19 protein-coding genes are annotated in these 24,154 nt (G+C 46.8%); 7 read left to right on the top strand and 12 right to left on the bottom strand.

What is annotated here, in order from left to right; genetic code table 11:
• Positions 1-16: 16 nt before the first annotated feature.
• The gene (locus tag ACIDITHRIX25_RS88675) at positions 17-1,045 is read right to left on the bottom strand and encodes a Rieske 2Fe-2S domain-containing protein (RefSeq protein ID WP_201732425.1); all 1,029 of its coding nucleotides are present in this window, start codon (positions 1,043-1,045) and stop codon (positions 17-19) included.
• Positions 1,046-1,228: 183 nt separating this feature from the next.
• Positions 1,229-2,446 carry a CaiB/BaiF CoA transferase family protein gene (locus tag ACIDITHRIX25_RS88670; protein WP_201732424.1) on the bottom strand — a complete coding sequence of 406 codons (1,218 nt, stop codon included), beginning with the start codon at positions 2,444-2,446 and terminating at the stop codon, positions 1,229-1,231.
• 532 nt (positions 2,447-2,978) lie between these two features.
• Here ACIDITHRIX25_RS88670 and ACIDITHRIX25_RS88665 point away from each other — a divergent pair.
• Positions 2,979-3,782 (top strand): class I SAM-dependent methyltransferase, encoded by an 804-nt coding sequence (locus tag ACIDITHRIX25_RS88665; protein WP_152626033.1) that lies wholly within the window; start codon positions 2,979-2,981, stop codon positions 3,780-3,782.
• Here the strand turns inward: ACIDITHRIX25_RS88665 and ACIDITHRIX25_RS88660 are convergent.
• A complete protein-coding gene (locus ACIDITHRIX25_RS88660; protein WP_201732423.1) occupies positions 3,763-4,437 on the bottom strand; it encodes a PH domain-containing protein in 675 nt (224 codons plus the stop codon). The two genes, ACIDITHRIX25_RS88665 and ACIDITHRIX25_RS88660, sit on opposite strands and share 20 nt — an antisense overlap.
• A gap of 357 nt (positions 4,438-4,794) precedes the next feature.
• On the opposite strand from ACIDITHRIX25_RS88660, the gene ACIDITHRIX25_RS88655 reads away from it, so the two are divergent.
• A complete protein-coding gene (locus ACIDITHRIX25_RS88655) occupies positions 4,795-5,913 on the top strand; it encodes a D-alanine--D-alanine ligase (RefSeq protein ID WP_052605837.1) in 1,119 nt (372 codons plus the stop codon).
• An 849-nt stretch (positions 5,914-6,762) separates the two neighbouring features.
• On the opposite strand, the gene ACIDITHRIX25_RS88650 is transcribed toward ACIDITHRIX25_RS88655, so the two are convergent.
• The 3 genes from ACIDITHRIX25_RS88650 to ACIDITHRIX25_RS88640 form a co-directional block, all read right to left on the bottom strand.
• Entirely contained in the window at positions 6,763-8,355 is a 1,593-nt protein-coding gene (locus ACIDITHRIX25_RS88650; RefSeq protein ID WP_201732422.1) for a Mur ligase family protein, read from the bottom strand.
• A gap of 22 nt (positions 8,356-8,377) precedes the next feature.
• On the bottom strand, positions 8,378-9,166 hold the full coding sequence (locus ACIDITHRIX25_RS88645; protein ID WP_201732421.1) for an alpha/beta fold hydrolase: 789 nt from the start codon (positions 9,164-9,166) through the stop codon (positions 8,378-8,380).
• A 254-nt stretch (positions 9,167-9,420) separates the two neighbouring features.
• Positions 9,421-9,714, bottom strand: coding sequence for a hypothetical protein (locus ACIDITHRIX25_RS88640; RefSeq protein ID WP_201732420.1), 294 nt, complete (start codon positions 9,712-9,714; stop codon positions 9,421-9,423).
• A gap of 239 nt (positions 9,715-9,953) precedes the next feature.
• Here ACIDITHRIX25_RS88640 and ACIDITHRIX25_RS88635 point away from each other — a divergent pair, with 239 nt between their 5' ends.
• The gene (locus ACIDITHRIX25_RS88635; RefSeq protein ID WP_052605833.1) at positions 9,954-10,175 is read left to right on the top strand and encodes a hypothetical protein; all 222 of its coding nucleotides are present in this window, start codon (positions 9,954-9,956) and stop codon (positions 10,173-10,175) included.
• A 90-nt stretch (positions 10,176-10,265) separates the two neighbouring features.
• On the opposite strand, the gene ACIDITHRIX25_RS88630 is transcribed toward ACIDITHRIX25_RS88635, so the two are convergent.
• The gene (locus ACIDITHRIX25_RS88630; protein WP_201732419.1) at positions 10,266-11,429 is read right to left on the bottom strand and encodes a ribonuclease D; all 1,164 of its coding nucleotides are present in this window, start codon (positions 11,427-11,429) and stop codon (positions 10,266-10,268) included.
• Positions 11,430-11,497: 68 nt separating this feature from the next.
• Entirely contained in the window at positions 11,498-12,043 is a 546-nt protein-coding gene (locus tag ACIDITHRIX25_RS88625) for a flavin reductase family protein (protein ID WP_201732418.1), read from the bottom strand.
• A 102-nt stretch (positions 12,044-12,145) separates the two neighbouring features.
• Between ACIDITHRIX25_RS88625 and ACIDITHRIX25_RS88620 the strand changes: the two genes are divergently transcribed.
• Positions 12,146-12,553, top strand: coding sequence for an HIT family protein (locus ACIDITHRIX25_RS88620; RefSeq protein ID WP_201732417.1), 408 nt, complete (start codon positions 12,146-12,148; stop codon positions 12,551-12,553).
• A gap of 18 nt (positions 12,554-12,571) precedes the next feature.
• Here the strand turns inward: ACIDITHRIX25_RS88620 and tyrS are convergent, their stop codons facing one another.
• Both tyrS and menD read right to left on the bottom strand, forming a co-directional pair.
• Positions 12,572-13,861, bottom strand: coding sequence for a tyrosine--tRNA ligase (tyrS, locus tag ACIDITHRIX25_RS88615; RefSeq protein WP_201732416.1), 1,290 nt, complete (start codon positions 13,859-13,861; stop codon positions 12,572-12,574).
• Positions 13,862-14,306: 445 nt separating this feature from the next.
• On the bottom strand, positions 14,307-16,070 hold the full coding sequence (gene menD / locus ACIDITHRIX25_RS88610) for a 2-succinyl-5-enolpyruvyl-6-hydroxy-3-cyclohexene-1-carboxylic-acid synthase (RefSeq protein WP_201732415.1): 1,764 nt from the start codon (positions 16,068-16,070) through the stop codon (positions 14,307-14,309).
• A 189-nt stretch (positions 16,071-16,259) separates the two neighbouring features.
• Here menD and ACIDITHRIX25_RS88605 point away from each other — a divergent pair, with 189 nt between their 5' ends.
• The 3 genes from ACIDITHRIX25_RS88605 (at position 16,260) to ACIDITHRIX25_RS88595 (ending at position 20,757) form a co-directional block, all read left to right on the top strand.
• Positions 16,260-17,063 carry an alpha/beta fold hydrolase gene (locus tag ACIDITHRIX25_RS88605; RefSeq protein ID WP_201732414.1) on the top strand — a complete coding sequence of 268 codons (804 nt, stop codon included), beginning with the start codon at positions 16,260-16,262 and terminating at the stop codon, positions 17,061-17,063.
• A gap of 1,539 nt (positions 17,064-18,602) precedes the next feature.
• Positions 18,603-19,385: a response regulator transcription factor gene (locus tag ACIDITHRIX25_RS88600; RefSeq protein WP_152626030.1), complete on the top strand. Its 783-nt coding sequence runs from the start codon at positions 18,603-18,605 to the stop codon at positions 19,383-19,385.
• Positions 19,386-19,392: 7 nt separating this feature from the next.
• Positions 19,393-20,757 (top strand): sensor histidine kinase, encoded by a 1,365-nt coding sequence (locus tag ACIDITHRIX25_RS88595; RefSeq protein WP_160291826.1) that lies wholly within the window; start codon positions 19,393-19,395, stop codon positions 20,755-20,757.
• A gap of 573 nt (positions 20,758-21,330) precedes the next feature.
• Here ACIDITHRIX25_RS88595 and ACIDITHRIX25_RS88590 read toward each other — a convergent pair.
• Both ACIDITHRIX25_RS88590 and ACIDITHRIX25_RS88585 read right to left on the bottom strand, forming a co-directional pair.
• Entirely contained in the window at positions 21,331-21,912 is a 582-nt protein-coding gene (locus ACIDITHRIX25_RS88590; protein WP_052605825.1) for a TMEM165/GDT1 family protein, read from the bottom strand.
• Positions 21,913-22,124: 212 nt separating this feature from the next.
• Positions 22,125-23,984 carry an FAD-binding protein gene (locus ACIDITHRIX25_RS88585; protein ID WP_201732413.1) on the bottom strand — a complete coding sequence of 620 codons (1,860 nt, stop codon included), beginning with the start codon at positions 23,982-23,984 and terminating at the stop codon, positions 22,125-22,127.
• Positions 23,985-24,154: the final 170 nt, after the last annotated feature.

Genomic DNA, 24,154 nt, shown 5'->3' with positions numbered 1-24,154 from the left:
CCATGAGGCCTAGAGGTTACATCGCATCCTCACTCAATCTGCGTCGAAGTTCATTCCTAAGAGCGACCGTAATACGATCGGCTTTGGTATGGACTTCAAAGCGTAAATCCAGCGGGAAACCATCTGTCTTATACTGCTCATGAAGTAGTAGATCTTCTTGAAGAACACGCTCCTCGAAGGCGACCGCTTCATCCATCTCGGCTTGCGAACCATTCATATCATTTCGCCAGAGAATGCAAAACAGGCGAGAGACACCATCTCTTACCGGCGATATGAAAAATCCGATCATATTGACGCCATCTGCTTCCAAAAATGATATACGCAAGCTCAAGCTAAAAGGCGCCACATAGGTGTAGATCAGTTCACGTCGCTGAATCAACTCTCGCTCCCCCAAAGCAACGCCTGGATCTTCACGATTGGCAAATTGATGTGCATAACGCGCAGTAAAACCACCCAACTTGGAGATAATCTCATAATTGTCAACCAGCCTCGTCGCCTCGTCGCCAAAAGTTTGAGTGTGAACGAAGGGGAAATGCGCCATATCAAGAAAGTTGTCAGCCAAATAACCACAGTGCTGGCGGACATTCTTTGGAACCAGATACCCTGCCATAAAGGCACTATCTGTCGCCTCAGAGATCTCAATTATCGGTGCGTTAGGCTCCTTGGGGGCGAGAAAGATTATTCCATACCGGCAGATAACTCCATATGCGACCTCTAGACGGGCTGTGGGTGGAATATGAGCTTGATCTTGTATGGCTGGGATCTCTATGCATCTGCCGCTATCATCAAAGCGCCACCCATGATAGCCACAACTGATTATGCCATCACAAACAGTGCCCGTAGACAATGGCGCGCTTCGATGAGGGCACCTATCTCGATATGCCACCAGGGAACCATCAAACGTCTTGACGATCAGCCAATCGACATCCAGAAGTGTTGCCTTCACCCATCCATCGGTGATTTCCGTCTCAAGAGCGACAGGGTGATAAAAATAGCCTAGCCGTGGATCATCGTTCTTCAAAACGTCGAGACTTTGCGACGTCACAGCATTCTCCCTGATGGTTCCATTAGCTTGACTATTCATCCATCACTATTTGGGTCTTTCACCCACAATTGAATACGATGAATCTAGTTGATACAAGAACTAGACCCGATCAGTTTTTCGATTACGGATATGTTACACAATTTTATCTCCTACGGCCCCGATACAACTTCTGTAGCGGTCACGCTACCTTTGAATTTGAAAGATCTCCATGATCTTTTCCCGATCACGTCCAGGATAAGGAGGCAACCCTGGCACACTAGGACGTGTCGCATTAAAGATTGGCCCTGGAGAGGGTTGAGACACTCCTCCAACTTCACTAAATGAGCCACGAAAACGGCTATGGGGGTGGTCAATCGCTTCACTAGGAGTGAAAACCCCAAAGGTGCAAGCATCTATGTCGCCCAAGAGCTCTTCAAAGTAGGACCGATTCTGACCAAGGAAGATCTCGCTAAAGGCACTTCGCATCGCCGGCCAAGTTGCCTTATCGTACTGCTTTGAGAAAAGTTCGTTCTCACTTTGTCCCAAACGATCAATCAAAGTCGCATAGAACTGAGGCTCCAAAGCTCCAACCCCCACATATCCTCCGTCCTTGCACCTATAGATTGAATAAAATGGCGCTCCGCCATCTAACAGGTTGCTATCGCGTTCATCGATCCAAGAGCCATTCGAGCGCATACCAAAGATCATCGATGCAAGCGTCGCCGCCCCTTCAAACATAGCGGTGTCAATCACCATGAATCGCTCCTCTAAAGCACGCCCAGCTAGAGCTGCAGCGATCGAAAACGCCATAAACATGCCACCGCCGCCAAAGTCACCAACGAGGTTTAGAGGGATCACAGGTTCGGCTTCAAACGGACCAATCATCGACAAGATACCGGCAAGGGAGATGTAGTTCATATCATGACCAGCACGTGCCGACAATGGTCCACTTTGGCCCCAACCAGTCATTCTGGCATATATCATCGTGGGATTTATCTTCTCGACATCCAATGGGCCAAGCTCTAGACGCTCCATCACTCCGGGTCTGTATCCCTCTAAGAGCACATCACTCTTGGCAATCAACTCCTCCAGGACTCCACGGGAGGCAGGGTCCTTTAGATTGAGGTCGATCGACAACTTAGAGCGGCCCATCACATCTGATAGGTATCGCTCTTGAAGTTCGCGGTCATCTTTTTTATCACCATCTATGGCTCGATCGACTCTAACGACTGTCGCCCCTAAGTCTGCTAAGAGCATCCCACAGAATGGACCAGGACCAATTCCGGCAAACTCCAGCACTCTAAAACCTAAAAGCGGCGCAGAGTTACTTATCATCGCCTGGCCACCGCTACCCGAGGCGATCAAAGCGTCATTAGGCACAGCGACATTAGATACATTCTGGCCGTCACCCTTTCCAACCATGGTATTTAGTCCTCTCTAATAAGCCTAATAAAATGTTACCGGGGTCAAAAGTCAATCTCTAGAGGCTCCTACCTTGGAGTAAATGGCTTGCCGGCGCCCCAGGGTTGATTCAACAGTATCAAAACGCTACCTCACGTTTGATTCAAAAGGTTACTAGTATCAAAGTTGCAATCGCCCTAATCTCAATTGTTCTAGACAATCTTGCCCTCGAAAGCGTTTCATCCTTTGGACTTTAGATCGAGGTCGTAGATGCAAAAGAAAAAGCGCGCACTCCCTTGGTGACGGCTAAAACTAACTACGACGAGAAGGCCACCCTAGGTCAAACCTAAATGGCGCCGTTTGAATTGCGGCTTTATCCTATGGTCCAAGTTTCACTCCCAATTGCGAGTGAAACGATTGGCCTATTACCTAAGGTGAAATTAGTCGATCGATGCAAGCAAAATATGATCTTGTTGTCGCCTTGGAGTGGCTCGGAATAGTTTTTAGGGCTATTGTCTTGATATAAAGATCCAATTGCTTGAACGAAAAGTCTATGAAGTCACGATTAGAGAAGCTAAATTCATTTTGGTCAACGTCCTTAGAGAGATGGGCGATTCCAGATTCCTTCACCAAGGCAAAGGGCCTTGAACCCTTCCGCTTGGATCCTTTGCTCTTCTATCCGGACTTCTCACGAGCACAAACACCAACAGTTCGCGAAGTCAGAGAGGCTCTCGAGCGACTTGACCCAAGCGACCGTAGCTTGCTTGACGTAGGGGCCGGAGCAGGTGGCATTTCACTCTTGCTGAACCAGACATTTTCCCATCTAACAGCTCTCGATGCGAGCCAAGAGATGCTTGCCCATCTGAAAATAGCCGCTGACACCCTTCAGATACCGCACCAAAAACTCACGACCTTGACGAGCAAGTGGCCGACTTCGCAACCAGTCAGTGCCGCTGTTGTGGTCTGTGCGAACGTCCTTTATAACATTGCATCGCCTGTAGAGTTCATATCAGCATTGGTCGACTCTTCTGCAGCTCAGGTGGTAATAGAAGTCACTGCTATGCATCCACACTTCAGCACGCGTGAAATCTGGACCAAATTTCATCACTATGAACGACCCATCGACCCCAACTACGAAATTATCGTCGAAATCGTTCGTGCATTGGGTTTCGAACCAAAGATCGACCGATGGGAGCGTCCTCGTGGAGACTTTCGCGATCCGACAGAGCTAAGTAGGATAGCTGCTCGAGCATGTATAACCAAGGATCACTACGAGGAGCTTTCTCACTTTCTGAGCCTAAACCCGCCAGCGCCTACTGCTGTGGTATCTATCAGCTTTAAGAGTCACCGCTCATAGGAGCACCATGGTCTCGTTCGAAGCGTGCAAACAATATCGCTTTATAGCGCTCGAACTCATTTCGAGTTATTAGACCTTTATCAAAAAGATCTCCCAACTTTGCTATCTCATCGAGTGCCGAAAAGAGAGCCGCTGGCGCTGCAGCACCTGTCCCTTTGGTGTTACGTGCCTCTCTGGCTCTATTAATAGCAGCCTTTAGCTTGGCCGGTTGTGGGATAAAGTGCAGGTTAATATCTGAATCCTCGCCAAGGGAGGCGACTCTCAGATTACCGACTCCGATCAATCTCTCAAAGAGAGGCGAATTGAGTGTTATCTCACCGATTCTCTCAAGTGGAACCTCCGAACTTCGGATCGTAAAAACTCCCGACGCCGTAATCAGCCTCCTTGGAGTAACTACGCACTCAATTCGCCTCCATTGAAGATATTTAAAGACAAAGTAGCAAACCGCTACAATCAAAAGACAGCCAAGCAAAAACTTAATCAGGATCGGCAGCCAAGGCAAGATAAATATCGAAGTGAAAAAGAGTACCGCCATGACAAAGGCCGACGCCACAGCGCGAAAGAGGTATAGAAAGTGCGGATTGGTCACATAAAGGACCTCTTCACCCGCATCGGTGAAGCGCTGTTCGGCTTTGTCTTCGAAATGATCTTGCACTGATAGGAAAGTGTAGCCTTTTGAGGGAACCCTTCGAGTTCGTTTTGATGCCAATATGATCAAAGTCAGATCATAAAATCACCAAAGATCGAATATTTGATGGTCAAATTGATAAATCCCCAGGATGGAACCGTGAAAGGCTTTGCTACCAATCGATGGTCCGAGTGAATTTTCCTACTTTCCTTCCAAATAATAAAGACCTTAAATTACTTAGGCGGCAAAAATTTCAGATGGGCTCTAAAGAGATCTTCGGGTAGGCTGGACATCTTGAAGTAGCGCAAATCTAAAAAATGCCCCAGCGGGTTCATTTGCGCACTAATTACAATTTATGACTAAATACGAAGTAGGAGAAAAGATATGGCAAACGTCGCTGTTCTCTTTGGAGGCATATCACCAGAGCACGACATCTCCATCCTGACAGGCCTCCAAGCGGAACGGGGTCTTTTGAACTCCATCCACAAGGTGTCTAGTATTTATTGGTCAAAAGGTGGGGACTTTTTTCTGCTTCCAAATGGCTGTGAGGCCTCCTCTTTCGCAAGCGGATTACCAGCAAAGGTAGAAAAACTTACAATTCACCTCGGGGATTCTCCTGGGTTCTATCAGGGCGGCAAGAGCTTCTCTAAGCCAAAAAAACTTGAGATTGACGTTGTTTTGAATGCCTTACATGGCGGACCCGGCGAAGATGGTAGCTTACAAGCCCTTCTAAATCTTGCGGGAATCAAATACAGCGGCCCGGGCGCCTTAGGTGCTAGTTTAGGAATGGACAAGCTCGCATTCGCTGGCCTATGCGCAAACTTGGGGATAGCCCACTTAGACCGGCACCTCCTGAGCCATACGACCCAACCACAAACAATCACCTTCGGTTCACCATTTATCCTAAAACCTAGGTACGGGGGCTCATCCATCGGAATTGACGTGGTTAGCGATCTCGAAACCGCTAAGGCTAGATTGCGAACTAATGTTCATCTAAAACTGGGTGCAGTAATCGAACCATTTAGAAGCGATCTTTTCGATCTACAAATTGCGGTAAAAACATTCCCTAAATTAGTTCTGTCGGCCATTGAACGACCGCTACGAGACAAGTCTGGCGGGGAATTTTTAACTTACAAGGACAAGTACGTAGGCGGCACAGGCATGGTGGAGGCTCCTCGTGAACTTCCAGCAAAACTATCGGATGTCATCAGGGAGTCAATCTACAACTACGCCAACCGCCTTGTAGATGCGGTGCCACTGAGAGGAATAACCCGAATTGACTTCCTCTCAAACGGAGTCGATGAACTCTATGTCAATGAGATAAATACCATACCTGGAAGTCTCTCTAAGTATCTATTCATAGAACCTATGATTCCATTTGAAAATCTACTCCTAGACCTAATTGCTGAAGCAACCGAAGTTAGCACCTTCGCACCTACCACCGCAGGAGCTGATGGATCGGCGCTCTCATCCGCTGGCACTATCGCATCTAAATTAGGATAGATTTCACTGCTGGTTGATTTGCCACGTTGCCTTTTGAAATAAGAGATGAACGATACGGCCCCCATCGTTTCAAAGTGGCCGTATCATTCATCTCAATAGATTTACTACCACGCTCACTTAGCGTCTTAGTAATATTGGACATGACAAAGTCGCCAAAATCCTTTAGTGACTTTGGCGCCTGTTCTAGGCACCAAAGGAGTTCTCCACAACCCTGCGGAAAGACGAAAGTGACTTTCTAATCCAATAAAGGGAGGTTTATCCATAATAAATCTCGAAAAACGAGACATCTAGTATCGAATTTCAGATACGTTGATGGTGGTAGCAAGCTCCACTTATGCGTGGTCGCAAGTTGTGGAATAGTCAGTTGTATAGATGACTTGTTGAACACCTCTGGCCGCGAGGTGGTCGAAGTCGAAGAAAGTCACGCTATCGAGATAGATAGCGACCGCCTCAACCCTAAAGCCACCCAGTGAGTGAACCGCAACACCCCACGGAGATTTACTGGTCAGCCGACAGTAAGAGAAACAATGGTCAAGCTCTCTTTCGTGATGGCACGGGGCACACTTGGCTCGTAAGCCAGATGGTGCACATCTCTCCTTGGGCGCCGAAGGAGCCCTCAGAAGGCAGGGCGGGCACGTTATGGAATAGAATTTGGGTCCAGTAAAATAGCCTGTACCATTGTTCGGGCGTTCTATTATAGGCACTCATAGATCTGTGAAGGGGCGGCCAAAGACGCCATAGGCTGCGCCCAAGAAATACCATTGTTTACCTATAGCCGATAGGCATTTCAAGGCCTGTTTTTATCTAACCAAAGAGGCATTTAGGCGTCTGGGTATTTAGGCATAGTGGTCAGGCATAGTGGTCAGGCAAGTCATTCTCATACAAAACAACATCACCGGAGGTTGAGTTAGCTTTGATCCATTTGACCGCTGCATCTCTGGTGGGTTGATATGTGATTCGCACCTTAGAACGTCCCGATTGGACTTCGCCAAGTGCTCCTCGATGTAGAGCTCGTTTATTGGTTAGTCCCACGATAACCAAATCGGTCGCGACTGAGGCGATCTCTTCGCCGAAAAGTCGATTCTCATCGTACTGACGATCTCCTAGCTCTACCATTCCTGGGGTAACCACGATCAGCTTAGAACCGGCAAATAACATCGTTGCCGCCTGCGAAAGAGCCATTCGCGCACCAGAAGGATTTGAGTTGTAGGTATCGTCAACTACCGATGCCCCACTCTCAAGTTTGGCTATGTTCATACGGTTCTTGGCAGGCTCTAGAGATGTAAGAGCGCTCCCAATTGCAGCTTCAGTGACTCCAAGCTCTAAAGCCATAGCCACCGCGACTGCCAAATTGGTCTTGGCAACGGGTGTCATAGTCGAACCTATGCGCCTTTGATCGTGGTAGACGACGTTACGACCGTCGTCATCTGTCAATACTGCGACACTGCGTGCAAGTTCCACGCCAGAAACACGCCAGATCTTCTTGCCTTGACGCTCAAGCTCGCTCGCCAAAACCATCAAGCGGGGGTCATCGACATTCAACACCACGACCTCTGCATACTTGGCTATCTCTGTCTTTGCCTTGAGTATGTTCTCCTCAGAGCCAAAACGCTCAAGATGAACAGGGCCAATGGCAGTAATCGCGACCACAGTTGGGCGCACCCATTCAACAAGAGCGGCAATCTCACCAGGCCCAAAAGTGCCCATTTCAGCTATAAAGAGGTCAGTACCTGGAAGGAGATTCTCATTAACTGTACGAGCCAATCCAGCTCGGTTGTTGTAGCTAGCAGGAGAAGCCAGAGTTGATATCGACTCCCGACACAATTGAGCCAAATAGACCTTGGTCGAAGTCTTTCCGAAGGAGCCAGTGATTGCAACCCTCTTGGGATTGATCGAATTAAGTTTCGAAGTTGCCGACGCTACAAAAGGGGCTATCGAACGCTCCTCTAGAGGGGCGGTAATCCAGGTACCTAACTCTACTACCAAAGATGCAATTGCCATCTCAACAGCACCAACTGAAGATGCCAAACCAAAAAAGTAAGAGGCAACCGATATGACGAAATTTATAGCGAGAGTCACGCCAAAGAGCAATCGCGCACGACGGGTCCACTTTAAAGGCGAAGTTCGACCTTTGATACCCAGTCCCAAAGGCAAAACCAATGTCAAGATGCCGACCGAAATGAAACAAAAGACCGACGAAGAGACAACTGCCGGTCTTGATGTGGTTGCAAAGAGCAAAAGTATCATGACAAACGAAAGAGAGAAATTCCAAGCGTTGTCGCGAGCAAAGTACCACCGAAGCATGAATCGAAAGACATATCCTGGCACATAGTGCTCGCGTTGAGCCACACGTATCCATCGAATTGCCGATACTCCAGAGATAGCAAATGCCACCACGAGGAAGATCGGCGAAGTTGCGACATTAATTTGCGACAGAATCATATTTGGCCCTCGCCGATTCCTTTCAAAGGGTTCCTAAGCGATTATTGCTTATTTCGTCAATCGTTTTCGAGAGGCTAGAGCGATCACTAAAGATGGCAAAATGGTCACCATCAGCTATCACATCCAACTTTCCACGCGGCAAGATCTCAAGCGCCCTCCGTGCCATATCTATTGGGGCAGCACTATCTAGGGCGCCCCAGATCAAAAATGTATCCACTTCGATCATACTTAGAGCATCGGAGTAGTCTTCATTGACCGACTTGACAAGGATATCTCGGATCACTCCTTGAGCATTTCGATAGTCCAACGAGCCGTGTTTTGACTTGATCTTATCCAGCCGAGGCGCTCCAATTATCCCCTTCGATGCTAGGAATTTGGCGATCGATAGAGAAAGAGGCACAGAGCGAGACGAGCCACCTCGAAAGAGAGGAACTCCAGATACAACCAGCGACCCAAGCCACTTCGGACGAGCGGCCCCGATTCGAATCGCGATCCGGCCACCAAAAGAATGGCCCACTAAGATAACCCTGGAATCCTCTCCAAAGGCGTCATCGCCACTAAGGAGTTCACAGATCGCGCGATCTATAGCACTCGCATAATATTGTGTTCCCACCGGCTCGTCCGGAGGGGCAGATTCGCCAAAACCTGGTAGATCAAAACGAACTAACCTGAAACGATTCATGTCCAAAGTTGACACCAACTTCAAAAAATCATTTGAAGTTCTTGACCAACCATGAAGCGCTACAACAAGTTGAAGGCCATGGCCATCAATCTTTGCGAATATCTTTCCATCATCAAAAGCTCGGAGCAATTCTACGCTTTCATAAACCAATCAAAATACAAATCTCAGCGACCATCATCCAATTGGGCAAGACTAATTGAAAGTGAGCCCATTTGAATCTAGTCCGAAAGAGGCAACAAAGATCACCTCAGGGCCGTCCATGGGAAGACCTATAAAAGCGACTAAGCACCCATATAAGCCAACCCATCAAGTCTGGCGCTCGATAAGATACTGCACTGTATAAGATACTGCACTGTATAAGATACTGCACTATCAAATCTCAACTAATGACGTCCGTCAATAATGCGATGAACACCCTTGACGTCTCTGTCATATTCATCATCATCATCGTCGTCGTCATCTTCTTCATCTTCGTCATCATCATCGTCGTCCAGGGCACCGCTGGAATACAGTTCCCCTTCTTCGAGCAATTGTTCTTCCTCTGAGGCGGCCATGCACCAATCTGCATGCCCGCGCACCGAGTCACCATTACATTCAACACAACGAACGACAGGTTTGACAAAGGCTCGCTTGGCCATCCGTGCCTCTTCGTAACGCCTATGTCGTCCTTTTTTCACCTATTACTCCCCTTAATACTTCGAGCGAAGGAGCCAAACTTCCAGTCGCGGAAGGCGATGCACATCGCCGATAACTCAAAACCGCAACAATCCCAAATCCGCTACCTTCGCCGTCACCGACGGGTACAAGCTTGTCGTGACCATCTGTCTATTCAAGATGCCAATTTTACCCAAAACAGCCTAGTAGCGCATCGTTAACGGTGCTTGCAATACTTTGCATTCAAGATAACTTATTAACTATGAGTAACACTGAGTTTAGTCCCGAAGAGATGATTAAAAGATTCCAAGCCCGCGCTCGCGCCGTTAAAGCTCGAGGAATTCCCCCAGTAGAGGGACCCGAAAGACAGAGATTTATCCAACAAGCCAAAGACGACTATATGGACTTTGCTATGCTCGGTGACGCTAACGCGTCATTAGAGGACGGAATCCTAGTCTTTCGCATCGACCTTAGACCTAACTAATCACCAACTATGTTCATTGTCGACCTCAAAATCGACACTCAATCTACCATGAAACCTCTGGAGAAGAAATTTATCTTCCGCTCTGAGAATTTAATGTATTACTTCTCCAGAGTTCTCTACCATTTCAATTTCACCGTTCGCCCCAAGGGCTAGCGCTATCTCACCCTTCATCAGTCGGTCAACGTAATCACCAACAACCAACTTTCTCCACCCCTTGGACAACCTACCTTGAGGAACACTACCAAATAGCTCAATGATGTCGCTGCGACTCCCCAAAAGATTGGCGTCGATCTTGAGCTGCTTAGCTCTGCTCGTCAACCAAGTGTTCAAAAATACCGCAGCGCCACCGGGAAGCTCAATCGGATCTGGCATAGACATCTCCTCATCGGACAGTCCTTGTGCCTCTAGCGCCTTTGCAACTACAGAGATTATCTCGATATCCGCCCCATTTAATAAACTTCGAGAATCCACTCCTCGAAGGGCTTTGAGCTCGGAGACCCTTTTGGGTAAGTTTTGAGCGATGGTAGCAATTGCTAGGTCAGCCAAGATAAACCTAGGCGGGCGGTCCTCTTCGATAGCTCTTGTCTCTCTCCAGGCCGCTACCGCTATAGCTACTTGTTTACTTCTACCCTTTAGGCCCCGTATCTCCCGAATTTTTTGCCAGGCACGATTTGGCTCCATCATCCCCGAAAAGTCCTGTGAAATGTAGTCACCCAACTCCTCGACTAACCAATCCAAACGATCCAAATTTACAACAGCGTCCACTATGGCATCGCGCAAATCAACTAAATAAAGTACGTCTTGAGCCGCATATTTGAGCTGATTCTCCTCGAGTGGCCGAACTAACCAGTCACTCAAACGATCAGATTTATCCAACTCAATTCCTAAGAATTGTTCCACCAGTGATCCAAGCGAAGGCGTTGAATAACCAAGAAAACCGGATGCAATTTGCGTGTCGAAAAACTTATTTGGAACAGTTCCAACCTTACGATTTAAAATCTCCAAATCTTGATTAGCGGCATGGAAAACCGCCTCGGCATCGGATTCAAACACCTCTGCCAGTGGAGCCAAGTCTACTCGCAACGGATCGATTAAAAATACCTCGTCGTCAGCTGCAATTTGTACAAGCGCCAATTTGGCAAAGTAGCTTCGTTCTCTGTGAAACTCCGTATCGATAGCGACCAATTCAGCGCGCGAAAGGAACCTAACAGCCTCCTCCAGTGTTCTAACGTGTTCAATATAGCGATGTGCCACCTAATTCAAACCTTCCTAAGAAACCTAGCTTCTCACTTAGCGCTAGCAAAGGAGTTGTCTTTCCTTTGCTAACCTCCATAATTCATCTTTGTATCGGCCATGGATAATACATCGCACTCACTGTCAAAGAGCGCCATATTAGTGACCTCGCCAAAAAACACGAAATGACTCTCGAAAGTTACCTTCGATTGAATCTGTCCCTCAATCACTCCAACGCCATCTGGAACAAATGGATCCAAATTAGAGGTTAGAGAAAAAGTATTCCCCTCAATCTCCAAAAGATCTTCTGTAAAATTAACGACTTGGTCGCCTTTTACGTATCGCCTAATCAATGAACGTTGAGCGGTCTTTAATATTGAAAGCGCAAATGTCTTTGTATGGTCCAGATTTCGGGCCGTCTTCGAAGAGGCCTCTACCGAAAACATCAAAATCTTTGGAGAAGTCGCCACCTGACTAACCCATGAGGTCGTCATCAAATGAGGTGCTTTGTCGTAATTGGTTCCCAAAAGATACAGCCCGGTGGGCAAGGACCACAGAAGGCGCCTTTGGTCACGCAAATATGTCAACTCCTCTTGATCTCTCGAGGTCTCTTTCGATGGCTCACTTTGTTCCATCGGTGACTCAAATTTCAATGCGTATCCAATACCTCTGGTGCAACCTTAACTAAGTCGCAAAACTTTCCCTATTTGTCGAGCCTAATTGATAGTATCAACAAAGTGACCTGCACATTTTGCGATATCATCGAGGAACACTCGATGGGATATATCATCTACCAAGATTTAGAGACTACCGCCTTTCTGGATCGATCACCGGTCGTAAAAGGTCACGTCCTAGTAGTCCCAAATGCTCACATCTTAGAGATAACCAAGTGCGACCCACAAACCCTTGGTTCGTTGATGGTGGTAGTAAAAAAAGTTGCCCAATGTCAACGTGCAGCTCTAAAAGCAAGCGGCAATCTGATATTCAACAACAACGTTATTGGCCAGAGCGTTGCACATCTACACTTTCACGTAGTGCCAAGAAGCAACCACGATGGCTATCGGGCGTCGTCTAGTCCCTCGTTGAAGTACGAGTCGCAGCAGCAGATGCAATACTATCGCGAGATTCTAGGAGCCTCAATCTAACCTCAACTGCTTGATTAACTATTTGGCATCCACCAGAAGATAGTCTCGCTTTCCCTTTCGAAGTAGAACCGCTCCAATTCCGAGCAAATCATCCAGAGTAACGACTCTCTGATCATCTTCAATTCGACGATTATTGAGATAGAGTCCGCCCTGTTGAATCAATTTCCTTGCCTCTGATTTGGATGTCACCAATCCAGCACCAAGGATAAATTCGACGATATTAGCCGTCTGAATCAAGAGATCTCGAGCAATTACACTTCGAGGCGCACCTGCCAAGGCCATCGATAACGCCCTGTCATCCACCGAGTAGAGGTCGTCGCTAAAGAGAGCCTCGGAGGCATTGACAGCCATCGCTAGACCATCGCTTCCGTGGACCAATTCGGTCATAGAGCTAGCCAATGCCCGCTGAGCTTCGCGTTCTTCTGGTCGTTGGATGGAACTATCGATTAGGTCTTGAGTCTCATCACGGCTAAAAAAGGTAAAGAACTTTAGGAGTTGGCTCATCTCTTGATCTGGAGAACGAAGAAAGAACTGATAGAACTCATATTCAGAAGTGCGTTCTGGGTCTAAGTAGACACCTCCGTTTACGCTCTTTCCAAACTTTGTCCCATCGGCCTTCAGCAACAAAGGCGAAGTTATTCCATAGACGCTACGTTGCCGGGTCTTTCGAATCAGTTCAATTCCAGTGACCACGTTTCCCCACTGATCAGAGGCGCCCATTTGGAGATTACATCCATAGGTATCACTCAAATGAGCAAAGTCGGCAGCCTGCAAGAGCATATAGCTAAATTCAGTAAAGGAAAGGCCGCTATCGCGTTCGTCTAGACGAACTCGTACTGAATCTTTCATCATCATCTGATTTACAGTAATATGCTTGCCAACATCCCTGAGAAAGTTCAAGATGCTGTAGTTTGATAGCCAATCAGCGTTATTTAGGAGATGTGCCTTAGCCGATTTGGATTCAAAGTCTAAAAATTTGCCGAGTTGCACTCTAATCTTGGCCACATTGGACTCCAAGACATCTTGATCAAGCAAATTGCGCTCTTGGGAGCGCCCCGATGGATCGCCGACCATACCTGTGGCCCCACCAGCTAACGCGATAACTGAATTACCAGCCAGTTGAAGACGACGCAGATTCAGCAGTTGGATCAAGTTGCCAACGTGCAAAGAGTCCCCAGATGGATCAAAACCTATATAAGCTACCGCTTCGCCGTTATCAATTAGATCTATAACTTGGTCGTGACTTACTTGATAGATAAGACCACGCCATCTAAGATCTTCCGAAACCCTGAAATTTGAAGCGCTCATAGCAATCATCCTAGTGGCACTAGCGATGTGAATTTGTTCCTTGGAGGACCATCACTCACCTTGGATTGCATGGATCATCTATTTTTTGTTTGACGTTTCCATCTAAATCTATCCCTGGTCAATATCGTTGATATCGTCAATATGTAAAGAGCAAATCGATCGGAACTAAAACCTCCCAAAACCGCAGATAGCCAGCACTGCAGATAGCCAGCACTACCCTAGAACCTCCCACCTGGGGATCTTTCCTCGCCGACTCTGCCTCTTTGACTCTTCGTCGCCCATGTAGCTACCCACTCAATGGCCCCATAATTGATGAACCCCAAACCAAGGTGACGACAGCCGCTACTAAAGCGTTCCAAACAAGCAGAGATCTCTCAAAGTCTTGGTCACTATTTGGTGGCGATTTCTAATGGGTTTTGGCTCATCTTTGGTGATGAATGATAAATCAATCGATGGAGAACTCTTTTGCGATCGCCTCATTTATCTTTTTATGAGCCGCCAGATTTTCGTCTCGGTCGCTTTTGATCACCAGGAGCGAGGTCTTTCTGCTTCCTCTGACCTCCTCAATTGCGCTTTGAATTCGTGATGCATCTTTTGATGTTTCTACATCAATCCCAAACCCTCTAGCAATGCGGTCTAGGTCACTATTATGTGGAGTTCCAAAGAGTGTTTCAAACGACTTCTCATCGACGATATCTTTTTGTGAAAGAAACGAGAAGATGCCTCCACCATTGTTGTCAAGAACGACGATTAGAGCTGCTAAATCAAGACGGGAGAACTCCCTTAAAAATGAGACGTCGTATAGAAACGAGAGGTCACCCAAGATCAAAACCGCTATCGTATCGGGACAGAGCGCACTTAAATGGCTAGCACTTCCAGAAAAAGTCGCGATAATCCCATCGATCCCATTGGTGCCTCGGTTCTCCAGGATCACCGGAAAGCTATTCTCATTTGAGGCAAAATTCTCAAGGTCGCGAATTGGCATCGATGCTGATACAAACAAGAGGTCACTTGGGAGCAAATGTCGAACTACCTCACGAATCGAACGAGTCTCTACGCCAAGGTCCAAAGAGCCCTCGATAACCTTTTCAATTCGGCCATCAGCGTCCAAAAAGGCGTTGGTAAAGGCTTCGATATGTTTAGAGGGCTCTTCGATTGCTTGGCCAGAAAGTTGCGCTACCAATCGTTCAAGGTTGCCAACTATGAACCCCGAAGCCGTGCCCTCTGGATCCCATGCTCTACGCCCAGATCGAAAGACCTTGGTCAGTGGGCCATTGTCATTCGACGAGACCCTCGCTATAAATTGCGAAAGCACCTTAGAGGCAGATGGCATTCCAAAATATAGTATGACCTCTGGAGTCAAGGCCTCCGTTAGGGTTCCTTGTCGTAAAATTGAATCAAAGTGGGTAATGGCAAAACGAGAACGCCTCACGATTCCAGCACGAGGATCGACTAGCGTCGGCCAACCAAGTAGTTCAGAGATCGCGAATATAGCTTCTAATTGACGATCTTCTCCAACCACTATGAGACCACGTCTGACCGAGCATAGAGTGCGCGCGAACTCGTAAGTCTTGTCGTGCGAGGCGAGATCTATCTTTTCGTACCAAGGCTCCTCGTTTCCCCTACCCTGAAACTGCCCGTTTGGTTCGTATTGGGGTGAAATCAACGGCTCCCTAAACGAGACGTTCAAATGAAACGGTCCCCCAGGTCCAAATAGACCCTTGGCCTCTAGGACAGCCCTTGAGATCGATGATCGAATACTGCTCCAAGCTCCTTTAGCGCCAGCATCAATCAAGATCCTCCCCACCACGAAACCAGAATACAGCTCAGTCTGATTTATCGTCTGTGAAGATCCCGTTCCATAGAGCTCAAGCGGCCTATCGCTACTAAGTACGATCAGAGGTAGACCCGAGTAGTAAGCCTCGGTTATGGCGGGGCTCAACTCCACAGATGCCGTACCTGAGGTAGTCAAAATAGCAACGGGAGCATTAGAAGCCTTCGCTAGCCCGAGCGCGAAAAAGGATGAACTGCGTTCATCTAAAATGACTCGAGCAGAGATACCATGGTGAGCAAGGAACGCCAAAGCTAGCGGAGTAGATCTCGATCCAGGAGAGATGGCGACATAGCGAACTCCATTTCGATAGAGCTCATCCACTATTGTCATAGCCACGAACTGATTACCAACTGCCTCGTCGATTTCGAAAGTCAACTTACACCCAATTTACAAAACATCTTCCAACCAAGAACGAAGAAAGAGAACTTAACCGCCACTTCTTAGTCGCCAAAACCTCAAATTAGATTCAACCTTCTAAGATAAGGAAAAAGTTCCCTAAATTTATCCTTACATATCTAGGCTATCATCAATCACCAAGAATGACTTTAACGAAGGTCCCGGGAAATGGCTAAGATACTCTTCCACACAATAGCGCCAAGCGCGATTCCAACAAAGTTACAAGACGAAAACAAAATCGTGCTAATCCACGGTTTTACCCAAAATGCAAAAACCCTTACTCCCTTTGCGCGCCTCCTCGCAAAGCTAACAAATCGACCCCTGCACTTAGTCGATTTACCAGGCCACAATAGCCAAAACCCTCCAAACCTAAATCTCAGAGAGATCGCGGAGATGCTAGGCGACACCTTCGGCTCCGCGGTTTTCATCGGATACTCCCTAGGAGGTAGAATCGCCTACCACATAGCGATCCATCGACCCGAAGCCGCAGCCGGCCTCATAGCGATAGGGGCAAATCCGGGCTTGATCGATTCAAGTGCTCTCCAAAGTCGCAGAGAAAGCGATGAGAAGCTAGCACTATCACTATCGCAAATCACTAACGAAGCAGAGCTCAGGAAGTTCTTGATGAAATGGCTCTCTGCGCCAATCTTTGGAGGAATTCATCCAGATCAAGCTCAAATTGGATCACGCCTTGTGAATGAACCCATAAAGCTGGCACAGTCTTTAAAATCAACGGGTTTAGCCGGACAAAGCTACCTTCTTGAAGAACTAGCATCGCTAAAGGTGCCCTTTGCTTATCTTTATGGCCAAAACGACGCAAAATTCGGCCAAATCGGCCACCTCATGAAAGAGCGCCTCAGAGACAACCTAGATCTCATTGAGGTCGCCTCTAGCGGGCACTATCTCTTGGGCGAACGCCCATACGAATGCGCCATAGCCATATCCCAGTTTCTCACCGCATCCAACATATAAAGACAACTACCGCTGCGAGCTCTTTTCGTCATAGTCGAAGTCGTAATGGGTATAACAGTTGAGATAGACAAAGTCATAGGAATCCTGCAGGAGGGTCGATTATTTTCGTGCGCACCAAGCAGCCCTAAAGAAGTAATACAAGCAACCTTAAATAAACAAGTAACAATCAGAGCGCTCTGATTCCATTTCTACCACCAAAATCCCCCTCGGGCATAATGACCATCCTCTAAGTTTGTATAGGTCGGCCTAGCTTGCCAAGAATCAAACTTTCGATCTTGATTCACCGCGCCATCTCTATTGACGCCCCAATCCGATTCATCTCAAAGGTGTCGAAATCGAACTTCGGGAGTTGCCAGCAAGAAAATAACGCCCAAAGTGGAAATACCTTCGCGACTTTGGAATCAAAGCCGGCGCATAGGTAAACTCCGCCTTAACAGTAATCTAATTCTTAACAACCTAAACGCTAATAATGAAGTAAAACACATTGATCAACTGTTAGAATATGCATTCAGCTTTACAGTTGTACCAATCAATATGACCTGTAATAAACCGAAACAAAAAGCTTTTATGCTTTATTATTATGATTCTAAATTACTATAGTTAGAAGATTTTAAATCACCAATAGACTACATCATGCATATTCCTACTACAATAAAATATTTCCTTAACCACTCATATTCAAAAATTATCGACGTATAAATAAGGTACACAAAGTGAGCAGTCAATATTCAATTCAATCAAATAGCCTCATTGTATAGCGACATATGAATCCTATCCGAACAAAATCATAATTTCGACATTGCCAACTATTATCACAAAAAACTCCCGCTATATCATCGTAAATAAGGAAAGGCCAGGACTCGGTAATATCGTCTGTCATAAACCTTGCTAGAGTCCGATCCTTATCACAACCCGCAAACGATAGAGATCGCCAAAGGACAATCCACGACTACAACGACGGCTTGCGCAAGCTGAGAGTGCATAAAGAATCCAGGTTTTGGGATTCACTAAATATCAGGACTACCCACTAGATGTGATAGATCTGCAGATTTCCACCTTTTTAGCCGTGGCTAATTAACAATAATGATCTGAGAGATTTATCTTCATCTGATCAATTATTTCTTAGAAGACCAAGTCAGGATATTTCAAATTATCCTCCCCTTAGTCATATCTAATTTGAAATTTATCTGTGACTGTGTGGCTCGTATAATAGGTCAAACTTCGAACATCTCAAGCCATCATCTTGATGAGCTACCACCAAATCAGCAATCGTTAGATTCGGTTCCAAATAGATGAACCATCGCGAAAGATATGTCATTTGTCGAATCTCATCGGAACTGCAATTGCCATATTCCAAGATGGATATCTAGGATAAGCATTGAAATATACGGAATGGTACTTTTAGATCTATCTCATCGGAGCTGCAATTTCACGCGAGCGCGCCCATCAACAAAACCGATATAAACTAGAAATTAGTTCATATCGGTTTTGGCATCGACAAAAATCGCTCGAAAGCACAATCAAAATGAGGCATCTGTCTTGAGTTCACAGGATATTTCATCACAAGACGATTCTGTCCCACTATTAGCATATGGTCCCCAAAAAAAAGGTAGTGCTGGACCTGAGGGTCCATCGAGAATCCTACTAATTGAAGACGACATCGAATTGGCATCTTCGGTAAGTCAATTTTTATCTGAGAATAACTTTATCGTCGAAGTAAAGACAACTCTAGTTCAGGCCAAAGAGTCGCTATCGCGCTTTAGCTACGATGCTGTCATTCTTGATCTGATGCTTCCCGATGGAAGCGGGATTGAAATATGCCAGTACGTCAGAGAACATTACGACTGGACACCGATAATTATGGTGACGGCTCTTTCCACCCTCAATGATCGAATTTTAGGGTTTGATGCGGGCACCGATGACTACCTGGTAAAACCTTACTCGCTAGTGGAACTCGCAGCTAGGCTCAAAGCTCTATGCCGTAGAGGCTTAACTCTTCGTCCCCCAATGGTATATTTTGGCTCATTGACGTTAGATCCGCTCTCTCGTAGTCTGCGTCGCAACGGAATTGAAATCGCACTAACCCCCCGCGAGCTTCAGCTACTTGAAACCCTTATCCAAAGGGCTGGTTTTGTGGTCTCAAGAAAGAGTTTAATAAATTCGATATGGCACGAATCGACAGAGGTTGCTCCAAATATTGTCGATCAATATATGCGACGACTAAGAAAAAAGATCTGCGGAGTAAACAGTGACATCGAGATCGAGACCTTGCACGGCTTAGGCTATCGTCTCAAACTCATCACCTCTAAAAATGTCAATTAGATTGAGAATGGCGATAGTCTTCGCCATCGCCACGCTTATTTTAACGACGCTTGGCGGTTGGTACCTATACGTCAGCAACGCCAATACCATCAAATCAACGATCAAGGCAAATCTAAATGCACGCATTGCAATCTTGGAGTCACAAACCAGCCAATTTATCTTCCCCCAGACGGCTACCGCTCTCAAGGCGAAATTGAATAGCGATCCCGAATTTCTCCAGATCTACAACGCCAAATTCCAATTGCTCTATTCAACCATCGAAGCCGGAAGTTCAAGTCAACTCTCAAAAAGTCAATTGTCCAAGGTTGATGCATCGCCGACATATCTACTTCTAGGCCAAAGAAGCGACGGCAAAAGGTACCTCGCCCAGGCAATCCAATACGAAAGAACCAAACAGATCTTCCTCATCGGACTTGGAACCGATCAGCTAACAGATTCAGAGGGAACTATCTTCTCTAGAATCATCTTTGGGATACCCCTGCTCGTCCTATTGGCTGCCTTTGGGGGATTTTGGCTAGCTACCAGAGCTCTAAAGCCAGTTGAGCGTCTTCGATTGGAGGCGGAACGACTACGAAATGAGGGATCCACAAAGTCGCTAGCCATCCCAGCGACCAAAGACGAACTGTCCTCTCTGGCGATCACACTCAATCACTTTCTATCCGACGTAGGAGAGTCTATAGAGCGGCAGAAAGTCTTTGTTGCCTCTGCTAGTCACGAACTTCGAACGCCTCTGTCGAGAATAATGGCCGATCTGGAATTGGCTTTAACTCCTAATCGAGACCCCAAAGAGGTTACGAGGTTGATCGCTCACACATCTAATTCAATCATGAACTTGAATCTGCTCTGTAATAGCCTGTTGATGTTAGCCAATGGCGAACGACACGAGATAGAACTTCAAAAGCGACTGCTTCCAATTGGAGATGTCATCATTGAGAGCATTACCCCATATCAAAGTGCTGCCCTAGAAAAAGAGGTGCTGCTCGTTTTGGATCTAGATGAGCAAATTAGGGTTGAAGTCGATCCGGCCCACTTTGGACGAGTCATCGAAAATATGATGGAAAATGCTCTGCGTTTCGCACCTCATGACTCAGTCATCACCATCTCAAGTGCAATCACAAACGATCAAATATCAATCTCAATCAGCGACATGGGGCCTGGATTTCCACCGGAATTCATCTCTGAAGCATTCAAGCCATTCTCCCGCGCCGTTAGCAAAGATTACAACACCAGAGGAGTCAACACTGCAGGTCTGGGCCTTTCCATCGCCGAGATGATCGTAAAGCTACATAACGGATCTATAGTTGCAAGCAACCAACTCTCAGGTGGGGCCGTGCTGACAATATATCTTCCGTATGGCAACAAGAAAATGTGAAGATTTATTTGAATCCACAGAGCAAACTATCCCAAAAAATAGATAGCATTCCGCCCGGAAACAATACAGAACTCTCCTAATCTAGGCATTGACTGCATTTTCCCGTTTCGATTTCCTGCTGTGATTTCACAAAGAGGGCGTTGTCTTGAATCTATGAATCAAGGCCAGCAAAGTTCTAATGATCTGCTTAGCCAAGATCATTCTGATTATGAGGAAAGTGACAAAGCAAGCCCTGTAGTCTCGAACTACAAACAACCTCATTTGGTTGTCTTTTACTAAAGATTACAAAACCTATCGCCAATAGATTATACACAAGTTAAGCAATAGCCGATTCAAGGCAATCACGCTTCCAAAAGATGGTCCATGTTGCGGCGAACTCTTCGCTTCTATGCAGTTGGACAGGTGGGCGCTGTGGCTAAATGATTAGTTTCGCGACGAAAAGTTAAAACAGATGTAATGCCAACTACAAAGCTACCTAAGTAGGTATTGGCAAGCTGGCGGGGACTGTGGTGGGGCCTTAACTAGCGGAGTCCGTCGAATAGGATAACCAATCAGATAGAAGCCGAAGCGCCACTATTGAAACAGACTTAAAATACCAGCCACCACCAATGCCCCACCCGCGAATATTTCAAGCCTTCTCTCTGGTATCCGATCCAATACAACCGAGGCCCCTAAGGCAACCGACAATGCAAGAAGCAGCCCACTAACTGCACCAAGGCCGACCATAAGTGTCGAATTGAATCGAGCTGTCAAACTTATGGTGGCAAGTTGAGTGATGTCGCCAAATTCAGCGATAAAAACAATCAAAAAGGCCGCTACTAGTTGCGATTGGCCTCGCACCTTTTCTCTAACCCATGCGGTTGAAGTTGCATCCTCTTCTTTATTTCTGATCGCGCGATACAATACGACTCCGCCAAGAATAAAAAAGCATGCAGTCGAGACGTCGACAACTAGTGTGCGAGCCAACGTTCCCACCAATCGGCCAGCAACGATCGAAATTATTGTTTGTGAGATAAAGGCTAGACCTGCGCCTATAAATAGCTTGGTGCGCGAAAAAGATCGAGCAAGAATAATCGTCGAGATCATCGTCTTATCTGGAAGTTCTCCAACGAAGATCACTACCAGACTTGTGAGATAGATACCCAGATAAGACACAAAAACAGCCTAACCCTACTATTGAAGAGTTGTGACAATCGACCAAAACTTCGTTTGGATGCGATAGTTAATAATACATTGCAGGACTTTATGGCTTTAGCCGGCAATTAGGCTACCAGGACACAAAAATCTCATCGAAGAGGTTAGGCAGACCAGCAAAGATACCGTTCTAAGCGCTCAATAAGTTGACGTCGATCGAATGGTCTACAACTTTATAACGGGCCTTCCATAAGCACTCTCGAGAACTCGCGATAAAGAGCTGGCATCATTACACGAAAGTCTGCGACCACTGAAAAATCGCAATGGTCAAAGATCGGCGCTGAAGGATTGGGATTAATTCCAACTATCGTATCAGCTCCGACAACCCCTATCATATGGTTCAATTTACCCGAAATACCAATTGCCATATATAGATCAGGGCTAACAAAAGATCCCGTTATTCCGATCTGGCGGGTTCTGGGCATCAGGCCCTTGTCAGTTACGCGTCTACTCGCACCAATTGATGCCCCCAATAGGTCAATTACTGGATCCAAGCTAAGGTAGTCTCCACCTTCAACACCGGCACCAACGCCAATGATAATGGGGGCATTTTCCAAAACCCCGTAGTCATCAAGATGGCTACGTACGCCAAACACAATCGACGATAGCCCTTTACTCTCCACAACATGTCGTTTGGCTATCCGTCTTGGAGCGGTCCCCAAGGCCCTTAGAGCCGGACGCAATGTTGCAAGAGTTGTGGGTGACAGCGCTTCAATCAATGCGATTGTGGATCCACCAAAGGCGGGCTTATGGCCAATTATTCGGCCGTTTGTTACTTCAAGATCTATACAGTCACCGATCATCCCATACGAGCCGATAACACCCACCCGGGCTAAAGTTTCGGTAGTAGCAGTGGTCGAAAGGGCCAAAAGTGCGCGCGTTGGATGTTGGCTCATCCATTGACTCAGATACTGTGCGCATTCCAAGGGAGCGAAGCCGCCTTTTAACAAAAAGACTTCATCTGCGTTTATCTGGCTGATCTCTCTAGGAGTCACATTACCCACGACAAAGGCGACCAATGAAGCACCAAAGGAAGTCGCAACCTCACCCGCACGCGCAGTGAGCGCACGTGATTGCTCGACAAAACCACCGGGGATCAATACCGCCACGTAATCCTGAGACTGCTGCGTATCCAAATTCATATCATCGAAGGCAAAAGAAACTTCGTCCCAATCATCTTCACAAGAATCATCCTGGGAAGATTCGCTAACAAGAGAATTCTTAACGAGATCCGGTGACCCCGAACGAGCAACGATAGAGCGAAATGCGCCTCTTTCGTATAGTTCACTTGCGAGTTCCATGGAAATTTCATCGACAGATCCGATCAAGCGCTTCCGCATGCGAATTGAACTATGAACCTTGGTCCCCACTACCGCTGTCATTGACGATGGAACTTCTTTCTCAAAAAAGCCAAGTTCCTCAGCGCCAAGCACAGTCACCTTGAAGTGGCTAGTTGGATCGAACAACTCTTTTGGAACCTTGGTGGGTTCGCATAATCTTTCTGCAGCACTTATAACTACCGGCAAATCAACCGAGACCTCGCTATATCCCTCGTCGTCCTCTAGGTATGCAAATACCTGGTTGCCTCGAAGGGTTAGCTCCTTGGCAGACATTAAAAAAGGAAGCTTCAGATCTTGGGCAATCTGAGGGGGCACCTGGGAGGTATCTGAATCGATCGAGTTTCTCCCAGTAAGAACGATATCGAATGGACCGAACTTCTCTAGGGCCCGGCCAATGATCTTCGATGTCGCCAATGTATCACTGCCCCTGAAGGAAGGATCGGTTATATGGTAGCCCCAATTTGCCCCGGCTGAAAGCGCCTCAAGAAGCACTTCGAGTGCACTTGTAGGTCCAAAGGTAAAGACTAAACAGGTGCCACCATATTCTTCAACCATGCTTAGCCCTTTGGAGAGGGCTCGGCGGCAATATGGGTTCATCTCTGAAGCGATACCATCACGAAGAATACGACCGTCCTCACCCATAGCCAGTTCAGAAATTGCTGGGACTTGCTTTATCAAAACGGCTATCTTCATCTCGCTAAAAGATCTCCCTGTAATATTGGGTACACATCTTTGCCTGCACTTTCTGCCCAATTCTCCAACCGTCACGATTACCCGAGACAACTAGCCAATCTCCCAATCCCAGTAAGATAGAAAGATCTAGATCGACCATCCATGAAGGCGAAACAGGTCACAAAAGCACA

This window comes from Acidithrix sp. C25, assembly GCF_904848545.2.
The sequence above is the reverse complement of the archived record's forward strand: the minus strand, read 5'-3'. Positions and strand labels throughout refer to the sequence as shown.

Bases quoted from the DNA above. Each gene is read 5' to 3' on its own strand.
- ACIDITHRIX25_RS88670 (WP_201732424.1), bottom strand. From the start codon at position 2,446: ATGGTTGGAAAGGGTGACGGCCAGAATGTATCTAATGTCGCTGTGCCT.
- ACIDITHRIX25_RS88665 (WP_152626033.1), top strand. From the start codon at position 2,979: ATGAAGTCACGATTAGAGAAGCTAAATTCATTTTGGTCAACGTCCTTA.
- ACIDITHRIX25_RS88655 (WP_052605837.1), top strand. From the start codon at position 4,795: ATGGCAAACGTCGCTGTTCTCTTTGGAGGCATATCACCAGAGCACGAC.
- ACIDITHRIX25_RS88650 (WP_201732422.1), bottom strand. From the start codon at position 8,355: ATGATTCTGTCGCAAATTAATGTCGCAACTTCGCCGATCTTCCTCGTG.
- ACIDITHRIX25_RS88635 (WP_052605833.1), top strand. From the start codon at position 9,954: ATGAGTAACACTGAGTTTAGTCCCGAAGAGATGATTAAAAGATTCCAA.
- ACIDITHRIX25_RS88625 (WP_201732418.1), bottom strand. From the start codon at position 12,043: ATGGAACAAAGTGAGCCATCGAAAGAGACCTCGAGAGATCAAGAGGAG.
- tyrS (WP_201732416.1), bottom strand. From the start codon at position 13,861: ATGAGCGCTTCAAATTTCAGGGTTTCGGAAGATCTTAGATGGCGTGGT.
- ACIDITHRIX25_RS88605 (WP_201732414.1), top strand. From the start codon at position 16,260: ATGGCTAAGATACTCTTCCACACAATAGCGCCAAGCGCGATTCCAACA.
- ACIDITHRIX25_RS88595 (WP_160291826.1), top strand. From the start codon at position 19,393: ATGGCGATAGTCTTCGCCATCGCCACGCTTATTTTAACGACGCTTGGC.
- ACIDITHRIX25_RS88585 (WP_201732413.1), bottom strand. From the start codon at position 23,984: ATGAAGATAGCCGTTTTGATAAAGCAAGTCCCAGCAATTTCTGAACTG.